This window comes from Microcoleus sp. B4-D4 (assembly GCF_036705185.1).
In the GTDB taxonomy this organism is placed as follows: Bacteria; Cyanobacteriota; Cyanobacteriia; order Cyanobacteriales; family Microcoleaceae; genus Microcoleus.
The window spans coordinates 60,739-76,360 of sequence record NZ_JAUBTX010000007.1 but is presented as its reverse complement, the minus strand read 5'-3'; the positions used below and the strand labels follow the sequence as shown (position 1 = coordinate 76,360).

Here is a 15,622-nt window from a genome sequence, read left to right as displayed (position 1 = left end):
TTTAAAAGCTGACGCACCTTACAATCTAGTCTGGGTAGGGTGCGTCAGGCGGTTATTCATAGTTATAGTTGGGTATTTAAAAGCTGACGCACCCTACAATCTAGTCTGGGTAGTATTTTAAAGCTGACGCACCTTACCAAAAAATTGGGTCTAAAGCCCCGTCCTTCTAGGACGGCTTTAATTTCCACTTATTGCAAATAATTGTTAAATATACGTATTTTGTAACTAAAAGCTTTCGCAAAAGTGATAAGATTTTGTCATGATAGTTCTAGAGTTTAAGTTGAAAGGCAAAGCCGAGCAATATCGGGTCATCGACGAGATGATCAGAACAGCTCAATTTGTCCGAAACAAAACTCTTAGATATTGGATAGACAATTCCAGAGTTAAGCTAATTGATCTGTACAAACAATGCGCCATTATGGCAAAAGAGTTTGAATGGGCAGGCAAGCTTAACTCAATGGCACGTCAGGCTTCTGCCGAACGTGCCATTTTTGCTATCCAACGTTTTTTCGCTAATTGCAAAGCAAAAACACCAGGCAAAAAAGGCTACCCAAAGTTTAAGAAAAATACTCGCTCTGTCGAATACAAAACATCAGGATGGCTACTTTCTGCCGACAAAAGATGTTTGACATTTAAGGACGGCTTTGCTGCTGGAAAGTTCAAATTAGTCGGTACTCGGGATTTGCATTTCTATGCACCAGATGAGATTAAGCGAATCAGAGTTGTGCGTCGTGCCGACGGATACTACGCACAACTTTGCATCAATGTGGAGCGAAAAGAGGAACTTATTCCGACTGGTAAAGCTATTGGAATAGACGTGGGATTGAACCATTTCTATACCGATAGCGATGGCGAAACAGTCGCGAACCCTCGCCACCTCCGAAAAAGTGAAAAAGCTTTGAAGAGATTGCAAAAGCGAGTTTCTCGAAAGAAGAAAGGCTCTGGCAATCGAAAAAAAGCGATCAACAAGTTAGGAAGAAAGCACCTGAAGGTTAGTCGGCAGCGTAAAGACTTCGCGATAAAGACGGCGTTATGCGCGGTAAAATCTAGCGATTTTGTAGCCTATGAAGACCTTCAAGTACCGAATATGGTCAAAAACCATAAACTTGCTAAGTCGATTAGCGATGCAGCGTGGTCACAATTTGGTCAATGGTTAGAGTATTTTGGAAATGTGTACGGCAAAACAGTAATTGCTGTTCCACCTCAATACACCTCGCAAGATTGTTCAAGTTGTGGCAATACTGTCAAGAAAACGCTATCAACCAGAACCCATATTTGCAATTGCGGTGCGACGTTAGATCGTGACTACAACGCAGCTCGCAATATTTTGGTTAAAGGGTTGAAGCAAGCAGGAATTAATTTGAATTTAAATACGGTGGGGCACACCGAAATCAACGCTTGGGGACAGACCGATCTCTACTCTTTGATGGCAGCATCAACGAGCAAATCGACTGATTGATCCAAGAATCCCCGCGCCTTCAAGGCCGGGGAGTGTCAAAATTATACAATTTAGGAAAAGCTAAAGTCAGGAGGAACAATGGCACAAGATCCAGAATTAATCAGACATAAAGAATGGTTGGGATTCTTGCAACCAGTGGGACTTGTTGTGTCGCCTCCCGCCTTAGTAAAATTTCAGTGCGTGCCGAATCGCAATATCGTTGAATTGCAGCAAGCTTTCCAAGAAATTAGTACCACAAATAGCGAGGAAAGTCAAGCATTAATTTCAGATTTTCCCGCCTTTGTTACCGAGATTTTGGGGTGGGAACCCTATGATTTAGTGGCAGAAATTGCTCCCGAATTCACGGTGCCACTTCCTGACTACGGCGAGACTTTAAAACCAACTTATACAGTTCTAGATCCAGAAGCAGTTCGCCCCTGTATATTAGTCCAAATTATAGAAAATAATCGCCCTTTTGATGAATTAGATTTAGAATCAGAAAAAGCAGGTCAGTGGAATGCTTCGCCACAAGCAAAATTTGAACGCTTATTGCGCGAAACGAGCGTTAACGTGGGGTTATTGTGCAACGGTTCGCTATTGCGCTTGGTTTATGCGCCGCGTGGCGAATCGTCGGGGTATTTGACGTTTCCGGTGGGGGCGATGTGCGAAGTTGCCGGCCGCCCAATTTTAAGTGCGATGGTAATGCTGTTAGGTTCGGATCGCATTTTTGTTGCGCCGCCGGAACGCCGTTTGCCAGCTTTGTTGCAGGAAAGCCGCAAATATCAAAGTGAAGTTTCGACAAAATTAGCCGAACAGGTTTTAGATGCCCTCTGGGAATTATTGCGGGGATTTCAGACAGCGGATGAGGCGAGTAATGGTAAGTTATTGAGTGAAATTGCTCAAACAGAACCGCAGCATATTTATGGGGGATTGATTACAACTTTAATGCGGTTAGTGTTTTTGTTGTACGCCGAAGATGAGGGGTTGATGCCGCAAGATTCGGTGTATGCGCGGAATTATGCGGTGACGGGACTGTATGAACGGTTGCAAATTGATGCGGGAAATTATCCCGATACGATGGATCAGCGGTATGGCGCTTGGGCGTGGTTATTGAGTTTGTTTGGGTTGGTTTATGAGGGCGGCGGTCATTTACCTCAGTATTTACCGGCCCGTCACGGTCAGTTATTTGACCCGGATGAATACCCGTTTTTACTAGGTAAAAAAGTAGGGTTCGTCGCCACCGAAAATCTCAGTAAAATGTCAAAAACTGAACAAGCGACGCACCAAACAAACTCAGTAGGGTGCGTCGCCGCCGAAAATCCCGGTGAGATGTCAAAAACTGAACAAACGACGCACCAAACAACTCAAACAGCCACGCACGAAACAAACTTAGAAACAGCAACGCATCTTACAGAAGTGCCGCGTATTTCCGATGGGGTGATTTTTCGCGTATTAAATCGGTTGTTGATTTTGGACGGAGACAGACTTTCTTACCGTGCTCTAGATGTCGAACAAATTGGTTCGGTTTACGAAGCGGTGATGGGTTACGAAGTCGAACGGGCCCAGAGTCCATCTATAGGAGTGTGGAGTAAACCTAAAAGTTCAAAAGTCTCAGTTACGGTTGTGGTTAGCGTCGAGGAAATTCTCAAAACTAAGGCAAATGACCGCGCTAAATTTTTAAAAGAAGTGGCGGGATGCGAAATTACTGGTAATTCTCTCAAAGAGTTAAAGGAAGCGAAAATCGCCGATGATATAGTCGCGGCGTTAGGGCGGAAAGTATCAGCGCAAACTCCCACTTTAATGCCTGTGGGTTCTCTTTATTTGCAACCGGGCGAAGAACGGCGGCGCAGCGGTTCCCACTATACACCCCGTGCGATGACGGAACCAATTGTTAAGGAAACTCTCAGACCGATTTTAGCAGCATTGGGAGGAGATGCCACGCCAGAACACATTTTAGAGTTAAAAGTTTGCGATTTGGCGATGGGTTCGGGGGCGTTTTTGGTGGAAACTTGCCGACAGTTAGCGGAGAGGTTAGTGGAAGCTTGGAACAAACACAATGCTTTGCCGGAAATTCCCCTAGATGAATATCCTTTGTTGTTTGCGCGGCGGTTGGTAGCGCAGCGGTGTTTGTATGGGGTGGATAAAAATCCGTTTGCAACTAATTTGGCGAAGCTGTCGCTATGGTTGGTGACTTTGGCGAAAGAACATTCGTTTACTTTTTTAGATCATGCCTTGAAATGTGGCGATTCTTTGGTGGGGTTGACCTATGAGGATATTAAGAATTTTAACTGGATTCCGCAAAAAAGTGAATCAGAATATGGGCCTTTGTTTGCTGACAAAATTGCTAAAGATATAAATCAAGCTAAATTCTATCGGGATGAAATAATTAATTTAGGAGATGAAGAGGAAAACAGGAAGATAGCTAGTTATCAAAAAGCTGAACAAATATTGAAAAATCCACGTTTGACGGGGGATTTAGTAATTTCTTGTTTTTTTGCAGAAGATAAAGATAAAGCCCGGAAAGAAAAGCGGGATGCTTTGCGATTAAAGGTTGATGTGTGGCAAAAAGGATTGATTGAAGATTCAGATTTGATAAGTATTAGCCAAGATTTGCGAACTAGAAAAAAGCCAATTATGCCGTTTAATTGGGAGATTGAATTTCCAGAGGTGTTTGCTCGGAAAAATCCTGGTTTTGATGCGATTATTGGAAATCCACCGTTTGCTGGTAAGAATACAGCAATTAATGCTACCGCGCCCGGATATATGGATTGGTTAAAGGTAATTCATCCCGAATCGCACGGAAATGCTGATATAGTAGCGCACTTTTTTAGACGAGGGTTTACGATTCTGCGAAAAGGTGGTTGTTTTGGTTTAATTGCGACAAATACCATTGCCCAAGGTGACACGCGCAGCACTGGTTTAAGATATATCTGTCAGAATGGTGGCACAATTTACAATGCAACAAAGCGGTTTAAGTGGATTGGTTCTGCCGCAGTTGTAGTCAGTATTGTCAACGTCCAAAAAGTAGATACAGTAAGGTGCGTCGCTACAGATATTCTTGATTTATCTCGAATATCTCCCGCAGCGACGCACCCTACGCAACTCGCGACGACGCACCCTATACTCGACGGGCGACAAGTTCCGCTAATTTCTGCATTTTTGTTTCATGCGGGGGGTAATGAAAATCCTCAAACTTTATTAGCAAATGCTGATAAAAGTTTTATAGGTAGCTATGTGCTAGGTATGGGGTTTACATTTGATGATACCAACCCCGATGCTACAACCATTACAGAAATGCACCGTTTAATCGAACAAAATCCTAAAAATGCCGACCGCATTTTTCCTTATATCGGCGGTGAAGAGGTTAATTCGAGTCCGACTCATGCCCATAATCGCTATGTGATTAATTTTGGGGAGATGAGTGAGGCTGAGGCGCGGGAATATCCAGATTTGATGAGGATTGTAGAAGAAAAGGTTAAGCCTGCAAGATTAAAGCAAAATCGAGAAATTCGGGCGCGTTATTGGTGGCGTTTTGGAGAAACTACACCAGCTTTGTTTAAAGCGATCGCCAAGTGCGATCGTGTGTTAGTTGTTTCCCGTGTTGGTCAGCATGGATCATTTGCTTTTTTACCCAGAAACATAGTTTTTTCTGAAGGTTTAGTCGTTTTTGTAGATGAACGCAATTCATTTTTCTGCATTCTACAATCCCGCATCCATGAAATTTGGGCAAGATTTTTCAGTTCATCCATGAAAGATGACCTTCGCTACACACCCACAGACTGCTTTGAAACCTTCCCCTTCCCCTCAAACTGGGAAACCAACCCGGAATTAGAAGAAATAGGCAAAACCTACTACGAATATCGCGCTGAATTAATGATACGCAACAACCAGGGACTCACCGAAACCTACAACCGCTTCCACAACCCGGACGAACGCCACCCGGATATAATAAAACTGCGACAATTACATCAAGAATGCGATCAAATTGTATTAAACGCCTACGGGTGGACAGACATCGCCACCGACTGCGAATTCATCCTTGACTACGAGGAAGAAGAGGAAGAAAGCGAAGGAATTAGCAAACGCCAGAAGAAAAAACCTTGGCGGTATAAATGGCCAGAAGAAATCCACGATGAAGTATTAGCGAGATTGCTGGAATTGAATCTGAAACGCTATCAAGAGGAAATTCTGGGAGGGAAAGCGGCTGAGGGGAAAGCGAAAGGAGGTAAAAAGACATCATCTAAATCTCGCAAAAAAGTTTCAGATAAGCCGCCTCGTATCCTTGGTTTTCCTGATAGTCTGTAGGGTGCGTCAGACGAAGATTTATCGCTAATAGCAAAGAATTGATGAGTGACGCACCCTACTCACACCATTGCAACTAACTTATCAATAGTCTGAGATGCCCAAGGTTGTACTTCATTTTCTTGCAAAACTTCCGCCCCCAAATCCCTGTAAGTTGAGATAGTTGTTTGATACAATTTGTTTAGTTTTTCATAATCCTGCCACTCTTGTTTTGGGGGAAGTGCAACAATTCCTATGGGCAATTTAGGATCAGATTCTTTGACATCTGAAATCATCCAAGAAATAGAATCTTGGAGACTTTCAGGAATGTGAACCTCAAAGGATATTCCGTGCGCCGCAAAGTAAGGTTGACCGTTAGCAACAACCGCATCAAACTTGTGTTCTTTATGACTTCCTTTTACAGGAAAATCATTTTTTAGCATTTCTTTTAAAGCAGGTTTATCATCATAGGATCTAAGAGTTGTTCTAATTATAGAAGTTGTAATTCTCGCAGCATCTTGGCGATTTCGCTTAGTTTTTGTAGGAACTACATTAACCAGGTAAGTCTGCGCGATATCTTCTAATAAACTCTCGACATTATCTAAAGAGCCGTGAGGTTCTGTGAATTGAATACTGTTAATCCAACCCCGTGCAATTTTTTTTAATCGCTCATGTTTAGGAGTGCCATCTGGCTCATCTCCGGGGAAAAGCAAACCCTCACTGGCGGCGAAGTTCATTCGTTTCGCAAAGTCTCTGAGAAAATGAATATCTTCACGCCCAAAAGCCTGCACTCGACTCCAATTATTCAAAAATTGTACGCGCACATCATTGTCATCAAAAGCAACAACACCAATATTAATCCGTTCATCAGTGATGGGATTGGGGACGTATTGAACGATACTATATCTGCTTGCCATTGCTTTTGCCTCCCTCTATGCAAATCTCATCTGTGATAAAATTGCAATTATCACACAAATAGGAGTTTAGTTCAGCTTGGGGCGCTTGTCATAACACATTATCTCCTGCTTTGTCAAGTAGTTAATAAAAAATGACATATTCGCCAAACCAAATTTACGCATAATTACATCAACTCAGCAAAAGCGAACCGAGACAATTTGAGGAAAGAATGCCGGCAAGAGATACAATCCATAATATCGTTAAAGAAGCGCTGATAAAAGATGGTTGGGAAATCACTAACGACCCCTATGTAATTTCTTACGGAGAGCGATTTCTCTTTGTAGACTTGGCAGCGGCAGCGTCCGAAGTGAATAACAAAATAGAAGGGCGTTTTATTGGCGCAAAGCGAGATAATACTCGCGTCGCCATTGAAATTAAAGAATTTCGAGGAGCGTCACCTATTGCCGATCTGGAACAATCTATTGGTCAATATATACTCTATCGGTTATTGCTAGGCCAAGTTGACCCTGAACGGATAATTTATTTAGCCGTTCCCACTAGGGCTTATAACGGCATTTTCAGCGAACCTATTGGCGAACTCGCCATTACAGAAATACCCTTAAATTTGGTAGTAATCGATTTAGAAAAAATAGAGGTTCAACAATGGATAACTTAACGGATAATGCAACCACATACCGAGAAATTGTCAAACAGGTAATCGGGAAATATGCCCAATTAAAGCCTTCTCACGGAGAGATCCGACTTGATCCCGTGTTTGACGAAACTCACGATCGCTACGCCTTGATGCAAGTTGGTTGGGATCGGGGGCGGCGAATCAGAGGAAACCTCATTTATATCACGTTGGAAGCTGGTAAAATCTACATTGAATATGACGGTATGGAATGCGGCATTACCCAAGATTTAATTGAGGAAGGCATTCCTCAAAACGATATCATCTTAGCTTTTCTGTCACCCGATCGAGCCCTTGTTGCCGCATAAAACAATGCCCGTGATGCTAACTTATAATCCCCTTGGGTGCGTCAGGGAGAAAATTATCGCTGTTAGTATGGGCGGGGCGGGTTTATATAATTTGTCGATACTTATCACATATCTCGGCGAAGCCGCCCCTACAAGATTTATGGTGATATAATTGGGGATTAAACTAATTTCGATATGACAACTCCCGCAACAGTAAATTGTGGCGGGGATGGGGCGGGTTTATGAGATTGTTGGTGGGTTTCATAGAGTGTTAGTGAACCCGCCCCTACAAGATTTATGGTGATACAATTGGGAATTAAACTAATTTTGATATGACAACCCCCGCCGAAGTTCGCCAACACCTAATCGACGCTTTACAACTCGACCTGATCGGCCCTATCCCCGACGACGAAGCCCACGCCGCAGAAATCATCAACCAGCCCCCTTCCCGCTGGTATCTCAGCGGTTTTCTCGTACCCTACGGGGCCGGCCTCGAACAACCTAGCGACGACACCAGCAATGACGAACTCGACGAACTCAGTCGCCCCAGTTCCGGCGACGACGAAAACCCCCCGGAAAAATCCTCCGCCCGCAGAGCATTTTTTCCCTCTTCAATGGGGCTGAGTTTCCTGGTTCCCAAAGAAGCAACTCACTTCCGGGCGATCGCATCTTGGGGCGACTACTCGCCCATTCCCACAGAAGAGGAAAAAGCAGAAACCAAACTGCAAAGTCTCGTCTCCGGTGATTGGCTGCGGAAACCTCAACAGGTAGAAGTAGATGTTCCCATCAAAAGCACCACCGCGCCCTACACCTTGGACATTCCCGACAGTGGCGGCTTAAAACTCGTTATTTCCGTTCGCCCCGTCTTGTCCCAGATTAAGTTACCCCCCGGTACCCGTTCCGTCTCCGCTTTCCTTGTCAACTACCGCACTCTCACCACCGACGACTCCTTGCGAGATACCACTTACATCTTCCAAGCAACTTTAACTATTCACACCCCCTACCCCCTCGTCCCCCGCCCGAATTTGCGGGGACAAACCGATGATGATTGGGATGAAAAGGTGGCAGACTTGCAGTATCGGGAAGACTGCGAATTTGCTGTTGGCCACAACATTTCGGCGATCGCCCTCGTCCACTCCGACTCGATTTGCAATGAAATTCGCACCGCCTGGATACCCACCGCTGACGTAGAAAAAGTCATCGCGGCCGTTGTACCCGGAACTGAACTGGAAATGGAAGCGATCGCGGAGGCACCCAGTCCCGCAGCTTTGCGGTCAATGTTAGAGCCAATGGTAACAGCTTACGGCGATTGGATTGCAGACCAGCGGCACAAATTCCCCCTCGATCTCAACCGAGCTCAAATTGCCCAAAAGTTGCTCAACCGCGCCCAAGTCGCGCGCGATCGCATCGCTGCGGGCCTCGACGCTATGAATGACCCCGAAGTGTTCGAGGCCTTTAGAATTGCCAATTTCGCGATCGCCAGATCCATCCGTCAACGCGCCACCCATGACAGTGAGAAAACCCCCGCAGAAATCCACGCCCCCAAATGGCGGCCGTTTCAGCTAGCATTCCTGCTGATGAACTTAGCTGGAATTGCCGACCCAGAAATGGGCGATCGGGAAATCGTAGATTTGCTATTTTTCCCCACCGGCGGCGGCAAAACCGAAGCATATTTAGGGTTAGCCGCATTTACTTTAGTTCTGCGACGGTTGCGAAATTCAGGGCTTAGCGGGGCCGGGGTTAGTGTCTTAATGCGCTACACTTTACGACTGTTAACCTTAGACCAACTGAGTCGCGCGGCCACTCTGATCTGCGCTTTAGAATTAGAACGGCAAAACGATGTTCAAAAACTAGGCACTTGGCCTTTTGAAATCGGGTTGTGGGTCGGACAAGCAGCCACGCCAAACCGCATGGGACGCAAAGGGGACAACAACCCAGAAAGTGCCCGTACCCGCACCATTGCCTATCAAAACGACGATCGTAGTAAACCCTCACCCATTCCCTTAGAAAACTGCCCTTGGTGCGGTGAAAAATTCACCCGCAACTCCTTTACCTTATTCCCCAACGCAGACAATCCCACGGATTTAAGAATTCTCTGCACCAACCGTAAACGCCTTGCCAATGGCCAACCGCAATGTACTTTTAAAGGAAATAATCCCTTGCCCATTGTTGCGGTTGATGACCCCATCTATCGCCGTGTCCCCTGCTTTATCATCGCCACAGTCGATAAATTTGCCAACCTACCTTGGGTCGGAGAAACTGGGGCATTATTCGGAAAAGTCGATCGCTATGATGACAACGGATTTTACGGGCCGGCTACTATTGGCATCGGTCGCACACTAGAAAAACCTCTCCTACCACCCGATTTAATTATACAAGATGAATTGCACCTAATTTCCGGGCCGTTAGGCACAATGGTCGGACTTTATGAAACGGCTATTGACGCCTTATCAGCTATTGACAAAAATGGCAAAAAAATCTATCCTAAAATAGTTGCTTCAACTGCAACCGTGCGACGAGCAACAAAACAAATTCGCGCCTTATTTGGTCGCACCGAAGTCGATGTTTTTCCGCCTCCTGGCCCAGACCGCCGCGATTCATTCTTCGCCAAAACTGTCCCCGCCACGGAACAAAATCCCCGCACTTATATCGGCATTGCCGCTCAAGGTCGCAGCTTAAAAGTCATCTTGCTGCGGACTTATTTAGCTGTATTAGGGGCGGCTCAAAAACATTGGGATGCCAACGGCGGCGCGAGGAATAAAAATAATCCGGCTGACTCTTACATGACCTTATTGGGTTATTTTAACTCCCTGCGAGAACTGGGGGGAAGTCGGCGCATTGTTGAAGATGAAGTCAAATCTAGATTGTTAGGATATAGCCAGAGAAAACGGGAAAATGAGCAGTCAGGATGTTTTGCTAACCGCCGAATTAACGATGAACCTTTAGAATTAACTTCTCGCGTTAGCACTAGCGAAGTTTCGGAAGCAAAGCGCTGTTTAGCCTTAGCTTTTTCAGACGCACACCGGGTAGACGCTGCACTAGCAACTAATATGATTTCTGTGGGTTTAGATATCACTCGCCTGGGATTAATGGTCGTATTAGGACAGCCAAAAACAGCCGCCGAGTACATTCAAGCAACCTCGCGAGTAGGGCGAGACGAACAGCGGCCGGGATTAGTGGTAACATTATTAAATGTACACAGACCGCGCGATCGCTCTCACTACGAACGTTTCGGCGCGTGGCACAACACTTTTTACCGAGCCGTCGAAGCAACCAGCGTCACGCCTTTTTCCCCCCGCGCCATTGACCGAGGAATTGCTGCGATTACCGTTGCTTTAGCGCGTCTAGGCAATCCAGAAATGACCGCACCTTTAAATGCAATTAAAATTATAGAACAGCGCTCAAATTTAGATTTTGTTGCTGATATCATTGCCCAGCGTTCTGAAATTCACGACCAAGACCGAGACGCCGAAGAAACAGAAGAATTACGTCTGAAACTAAAAGGTCGAGTCAAAGATTTGCTGGACACTTGGCAACAGATTGCTGCGGAAAAAGGTAGTTTGCAATATCAGCAAGAAGTGGGAGTTGCACCGCCTTTATTATTTGACCCCCTTGACCCAGACTTGCAGAGGCAACCGCAACCCGCTAAAAAGTTTAAAGCACAACGTAGTTTGAGAGATGTGGAACCTGTTGTCAATTTGTGGGTGAAAAATCCAGATGGGTTCGAGATTGATGAGGATTAATTCGCGCACGGTGCGTCAGATTGAGCATCAAGATTAACTCACTTAGGGTGCGTCCGAAAAAAAGATTATTTAATTGCGAGCAAATTTCTCTCTGACGCAGCCTACAAATAAACTCAGTAGGGTGCATCAAAAAAAAAGATTATTTGCCGAGCGGAAGATTTCTCCCTGACGCACCCTACTAAGTAACTAATTGCGAACAAATTTCCGGCTGACGTACCCTACCAACTACAAACTAACTAAAATCAATATGAAAATCCCATCAGGACAAATTCGCCAAAGTCAAATTTTAACCACCTTCGGGCCGGGGGCAATGGTCGATTTGCCCAACTATTCGATTATTATTGGCGGGTTAAACCACTGGCGGGGCGATAAATCGCGCATCCACGAAGAGCGCCTGGAAGAGCGAGTTGCCGAAATTCTCGGCCTGGCCCGCGTTGCCCTGTACGCTCCCCCTGTAGATGAACAAGACCCCAGTGCCCCTCGCACAGGCATCACCGCCTTCACATTTCCCACTTGGTTTGTAGCGCAAGAGGATAGCACTTGGAAAGCTTTCAACGGCAAAGAATACCGCACCAGACCTTTAATTCGTTGGGGGAGTTTAGTTAAGGGAAAATATCTGAATGCTGAGAGGAAGAAAAGGCCTGTTGTTCCGGTGCGCTTCGTGCAAGCTTGCGCCAACGGACATATCAGCGATATCAATTGGAATGCTTTTGCCCACAACAATTTGGACGCTATATGCCGAGGACAATTGTGGCTTGATGAAAGCGGTTCTGGCAATGATTTCGCTGAAATCTTCGTCCGCTGCGAAGCTTGCAAAGCCCGTCGCCCCCTTTCTGATGCTACTGTCCCGTATTCTAAAGTGCTCGGCAGGTGCTTGGGAGAGCGCCCTTGGCTCGGCCCTGTGGCAAAAGAACCCTGCCTTTCTAGAGAGGGCGATCGCCCGTTGTATAATCGACTGTTAGTGCGATCGGCGAGTAATGCTTATTTTGCTCAAGTGCTTAGCGTGATTTCTCTGCCGGACACCGACGCCAAACTCAGGGAAGCTGTCAATCAAGTTTATGAAGATTTCCTGCAATATGCTGAAGATTTAAATGATATCAGAAAAGAGCGAAAAAAACAAAAAGTTCTTAATGCTTTAGAAGGTTTAAGCAACGAAGCGGTTTGGGCAGAAATACAGCGAAGAAAGGCAGGATTTTCTAATACAAAAAAGAGCATTAAGCAAGTGGAAATTGAAACTTTACTTGCTAGTCCTGATGAAGTTGGGGAAGATGTGTCCGAAGGAGATTTTTACGCCCGCGCTCGCAAGCTAGAGGGGCTAAATCCTCTCGCAACAGCTCGCATTGAACGCATTATTCTAGTGCATCGGCTCCGAGAAGTCGTGGCGCAAGTCGGATTTACTCGTTTTGAAGCAGCTATGCCGGATATTGAGGGTGAATTAGATATTAACGTGCGACGGGCAGCTCTTGACATCGATCCGACGTGGGTACCGGCGATTGAAAATAGGGGTGAAGGAGTATTTATCGCCTTTAAAAAAGAGGCAATTGACCAATGGCTGAAGCAAAAAGCTGTTCGAGAAAGAGGAGAAGAGTTGCATAGGGGTTTCCAGAAATGGTGTAACACTAGAGGGATTCCGCAGGACAAAGCCAAGTTTCCGGGATTGCCTTATATTATGTTGCACTCCCTCTCTCACTTATTAATTACTGCTGTTTCTCTGGAATGTGGCTACGCGGCTAGTGCCATCCGGGAACGCATTTATGCTGGGGATTCCGGCTACGGTATTTTGCTCTATACCGGCACCTCTGGTAATGATGGAACTTTGGGGGGACTGGTGCAAATTGGCAAGTGCATTGAATTACTGTTAATCAGCGCATTGGAGTTAGGAAGGCTTTGCTCTAACGATCCAGTGTGTGCTCAACACGAACCGGAAAATGATGCCGAAGACCGTTTCTTACATGGGGCTGCTTGTCATGGGTGTTTGCTGATTGCTGAGACTTCTTGCGAACGGCGCAACGATTTTCTCGATCGGGCTTTGGTCGTAAACACAGTTAGTGGTAACAGTGCTGCTTTTTTCCCCGATGAATTGTGATCTCTAAGGAATACAGGCAACGGAAATTTCCCCCGTGGGAAATTCCGTTTAATATTACCGGAGTTTATAGATATTCCGAAACCGACAGCATTCAGCATCAAACAGCAACTTAACCGTTCCCGTTCCGCTATTACGCCCTTTCAATCCAATAATTTCAGCCGTTCCCCCATCAGGAGAATCCCGATTGTAATAATCGTCCCTGTAAACTCCAAGCACAACATCCGCATCCTGTTCAATTCCACCAGAACCACGCAAATCCGATAAACTTGGACGCTTGTTCGTGCGAGTCTCTACCCCCCGATTGAGCTGAGAAAGCAGCACAACCGGCGTGTCAACCTCGCGAGCCAAAATCTTCATCTGCCGCGTAATTTCGCTAATTTTATTGACAACATTTTCATCCGCCGAATTCACCATTAATTGCAAGTAATCAACAATTACCAAACCCAAAGGGCCGCGCTCACAAACAAACTCCCTAACTCTGGAACGAATCTCCAAGGGAGACGGTTCCAAACTTTCGTCTATCCAAAAATCAGCATCGCTAACTTTCCCTAAAGCCGAAGCTAGCACTTCGTACTTACCAGCTAGGTTAACTTTCCTGATATCTTTCACCGACACCCCACTCTCAAGTGCCATTAGTCGCGCTGCTAAGTCCCGACCTGGCATTTCCATCGAAAACATCAAAACTCGACCGTTCGTGGGAAGGGAAGCAATGTTGTAGCCAAGGGCACAAGCCAAAGCTGTTTTGCCGCTGCCGGGGCGACCTCCTATGACAATCAATTCGCCTCGGTAAAAGCCCCCTCCCAATAGGTCGTCGAGGTCGTAAAACCCTGTGCTGATTCCAGGAAAGTAGTTAGCAGTCTCCAAGCGCTCTTCCTCAATTTCATCTAGATATCGCCAAAGCTCTTGGCAGTATTCCGAGAGAGGCCGAATAGCTTTTTTTCGCTCTTCTTTGTACTTATTGAGGGCAAAAATCTTTTCCTCAGCTTTATTTAGTATCGCATCCAATTCGGTGGAAGTCTCGTAGCCAAGCTGCACGATGTCATTGCCAACTTTGATGAGTTCGCGCCGGACAAACTTGTCCACGACTAGCAAAGCATATTGGTCGATATTGACGGCTGAAACAGTTCGGTGTACCAGCATTACCAGTTTGGTTTGACCCCCTACTACTTCCAGCAAGTTGTGGTCGTCGAGGAAGGTGGTGATGTTCATCAAATCTGTGGGCTGCTCCTTAGAGTGCAGCGCTAAAGCTGCCCGATAAATGTGTTGGTGGACTGTAATTGCCAACGCTTCGGGTCGCAGAATATTTGCGATTCGTTTAATGGCGATTGGGTCAATCAGAATTCCGCCTAGAATTGCTTCCTCTGCATCAATGTTGCTCGGCATAATTTTGTCAACAAAACTGACTGCCATGTCTGGTATTCTCCTTTAATCTGGTTGTTAATTGAACTGTACTAAAAGTTGTCTAAAGGATTAGATGCTGTCTATATGGGTTAAATAATCACTGTTTTCACAGCTAAGCTAAATAGCTAAGTAGTAGATAATTTGTTGAAAATTTGTTTTACGTGCTGAGGAAATCGCTGCATCCACTGCAAGTAAATTTGCTGCTGAATACCTAGCGCTGCGAAAGCTTTTTCGCCTAGTTCCTGGAACTGTTCGCATAACTTTCGGTGAGTTTTTAATGGCATATACTGAGGGTCAATATAATCCTCAGTTATTCTTGTTGTCTGTGCAGAAGGAGAATCTTTTGGAGTTGGAGAAGAGCCTGTTGAAGCTGGAGACGAAACAACATTTGTTGGGTTCGAGTTTTGAAAACCGTTAGTTTTTTCCCACCAACGACCGCGTAAACAATCAACGACCCACCCTGAAGGGTTGGATATTTGCTTTGTTTGGCTTCGGACTTGCAGCAAGTTTATGGCGGCTTGGATTTCGTTTAAGCTGTACTGGAGGACGCAAACTCTCAATTCGGGATTCATCCCTCCTGTGGCTTGCATAACTATCTCGACAATCTGAGTCGCATCGGGGTTTGTAATTGCAACCGCTTCGGAATTGGCAATTGCAACTACTTCGGCAATTTTAGTCGTTTCGGAATTGACAATTGCAACCGCTTCGATAATTTCAGTTACATCGGGGTTTGTAATTGCAACCGCTTCGGAATTGGCAATTGCAACTACTTCGGCAATTTTAGTCGTTTCGGAATTG

General features: G+C 45.5%; 8 protein-coding genes and 1 pseudogene. 6 read left to right on the top strand and 3 right to left on the bottom strand.

The window, feature by feature from the left end; translation table 11 throughout:
* Nucleotides 1-259 precede the first annotated feature (259 nt).
* Complete coding sequence (locus tag QUB13_RS08510) at nucleotides 260-1,459, top strand: RNA-guided endonuclease InsQ/TnpB family protein (RefSeq protein ID WP_333380057.1); 1,200 nt, start codon at nucleotides 260-262, stop codon at nucleotides 1,457-1,459.
* A 78-nt stretch (nucleotides 1,460-1,537) separates the two neighbouring features.
* Entirely contained in the window at nucleotides 1,538-5,743 is a 4,206-nt protein-coding gene (locus tag QUB13_RS08505) for an Eco57I restriction-modification methylase domain-containing protein (RefSeq protein WP_333380056.1), read from the top strand.
* A 59-nt stretch (nucleotides 5,744-5,802) separates the two neighbouring features.
* On the opposite strand, the gene QUB13_RS08500 is transcribed toward QUB13_RS08505, so the two are convergent.
* Nucleotides 5,803-6,636 carry a DUF3037 domain-containing protein gene (locus QUB13_RS08500; protein WP_333380055.1) on the bottom strand — a complete coding sequence of 278 codons (834 nt, stop codon included), beginning with the start codon at nucleotides 6,634-6,636 and terminating at the stop codon, nucleotides 5,803-5,805.
* A gap of 209 nt (nucleotides 6,637-6,845) precedes the next feature.
* On the opposite strand from QUB13_RS08500, the gene QUB13_RS08495 reads away from it, so the two are divergent.
* From QUB13_RS08495 to QUB13_RS08480, 4 genes are all read left to right on the top strand, one after another.
* Nucleotides 6,846-7,292, top strand: coding sequence for a XisH family protein (locus QUB13_RS08495; protein ID WP_333380054.1), 447 nt, complete (start codon nucleotides 6,846-6,848; stop codon nucleotides 7,290-7,292).
* Nucleotides 7,280-7,615, top strand: coding sequence for a XisI protein (locus QUB13_RS08490; RefSeq protein ID WP_333380053.1), 336 nt, complete (start codon nucleotides 7,280-7,282; stop codon nucleotides 7,613-7,615). The genes QUB13_RS08495 and QUB13_RS08490 overlap by 13 nt, the downstream gene beginning before the upstream one ends.
* Before the next feature lie 311 nt (nucleotides 7,616-7,926).
* Complete coding sequence (gene drmA / locus QUB13_RS08485) at nucleotides 7,927-11,337, top strand: DISARM system helicase DrmA (RefSeq protein ID WP_333380052.1); 3,411 nt, start codon at nucleotides 7,927-7,929, stop codon at nucleotides 11,335-11,337.
* Nucleotides 11,338-11,584: 247 nt separating this feature from the next.
* Nucleotides 11,585-13,423, top strand: coding sequence for a DUF1998 domain-containing protein (locus QUB13_RS08480; protein ID WP_333380051.1), 1,839 nt, complete (start codon nucleotides 11,585-11,587; stop codon nucleotides 13,421-13,423).
* A gap of 54 nt (nucleotides 13,424-13,477) precedes the next feature.
* On the opposite strand, the gene dnaB is transcribed toward QUB13_RS08480, so the two are convergent.
* Nucleotides 13,478-14,833 carry a replicative DNA helicase gene (gene dnaB, locus QUB13_RS08475; RefSeq protein WP_333380050.1) on the bottom strand — a complete coding sequence of 452 codons (1,356 nt, stop codon included), beginning with the start codon at nucleotides 14,831-14,833 and terminating at the stop codon, nucleotides 13,478-13,480.
* 116 nt (nucleotides 14,834-14,949) lie between these two features.
* Nucleotides 14,950-15,622, bottom strand: a pseudogene (locus tag QUB13_RS08470) (hypothetical protein); the annotation flags it as partial.

Bases quoted from the DNA above. Each gene is read 5' to 3' on its own strand.
- drmA (WP_333380052.1), top strand. From the start codon at position 7,927: ATGACAACCCCCGCCGAAGTTCGCCAACACCTAATCGACGCTTTACAA.
- QUB13_RS08500 (WP_333380055.1), bottom strand. From the start codon at position 6,636: ATGGCAAGCAGATATAGTATCGTTCAATACGTCCCCAATCCCATCACT.
- QUB13_RS08495 (WP_333380054.1), top strand. From the start codon at position 6,846: ATGCCGGCAAGAGATACAATCCATAATATCGTTAAAGAAGCGCTGATA.
- dnaB (WP_333380050.1), bottom strand. From the start codon at position 14,833: ATGGCAGTCAGTTTTGTTGACAAAATTATGCCGAGCAACATTGATGCA.
- QUB13_RS08510 (WP_333380057.1), top strand. From the start codon at position 260: ATGATAGTTCTAGAGTTTAAGTTGAAAGGCAAAGCCGAGCAATATCGG.
- QUB13_RS08480 (WP_333380051.1), top strand. From the start codon at position 11,585: ATGAAAATCCCATCAGGACAAATTCGCCAAAGTCAAATTTTAACCACC.
- QUB13_RS08505 (WP_333380056.1), top strand. From the start codon at position 1,538: ATGGCACAAGATCCAGAATTAATCAGACATAAAGAATGGTTGGGATTC.
- QUB13_RS08490 (WP_333380053.1), top strand. From the start codon at position 7,280: ATGGATAACTTAACGGATAATGCAACCACATACCGAGAAATTGTCAAA.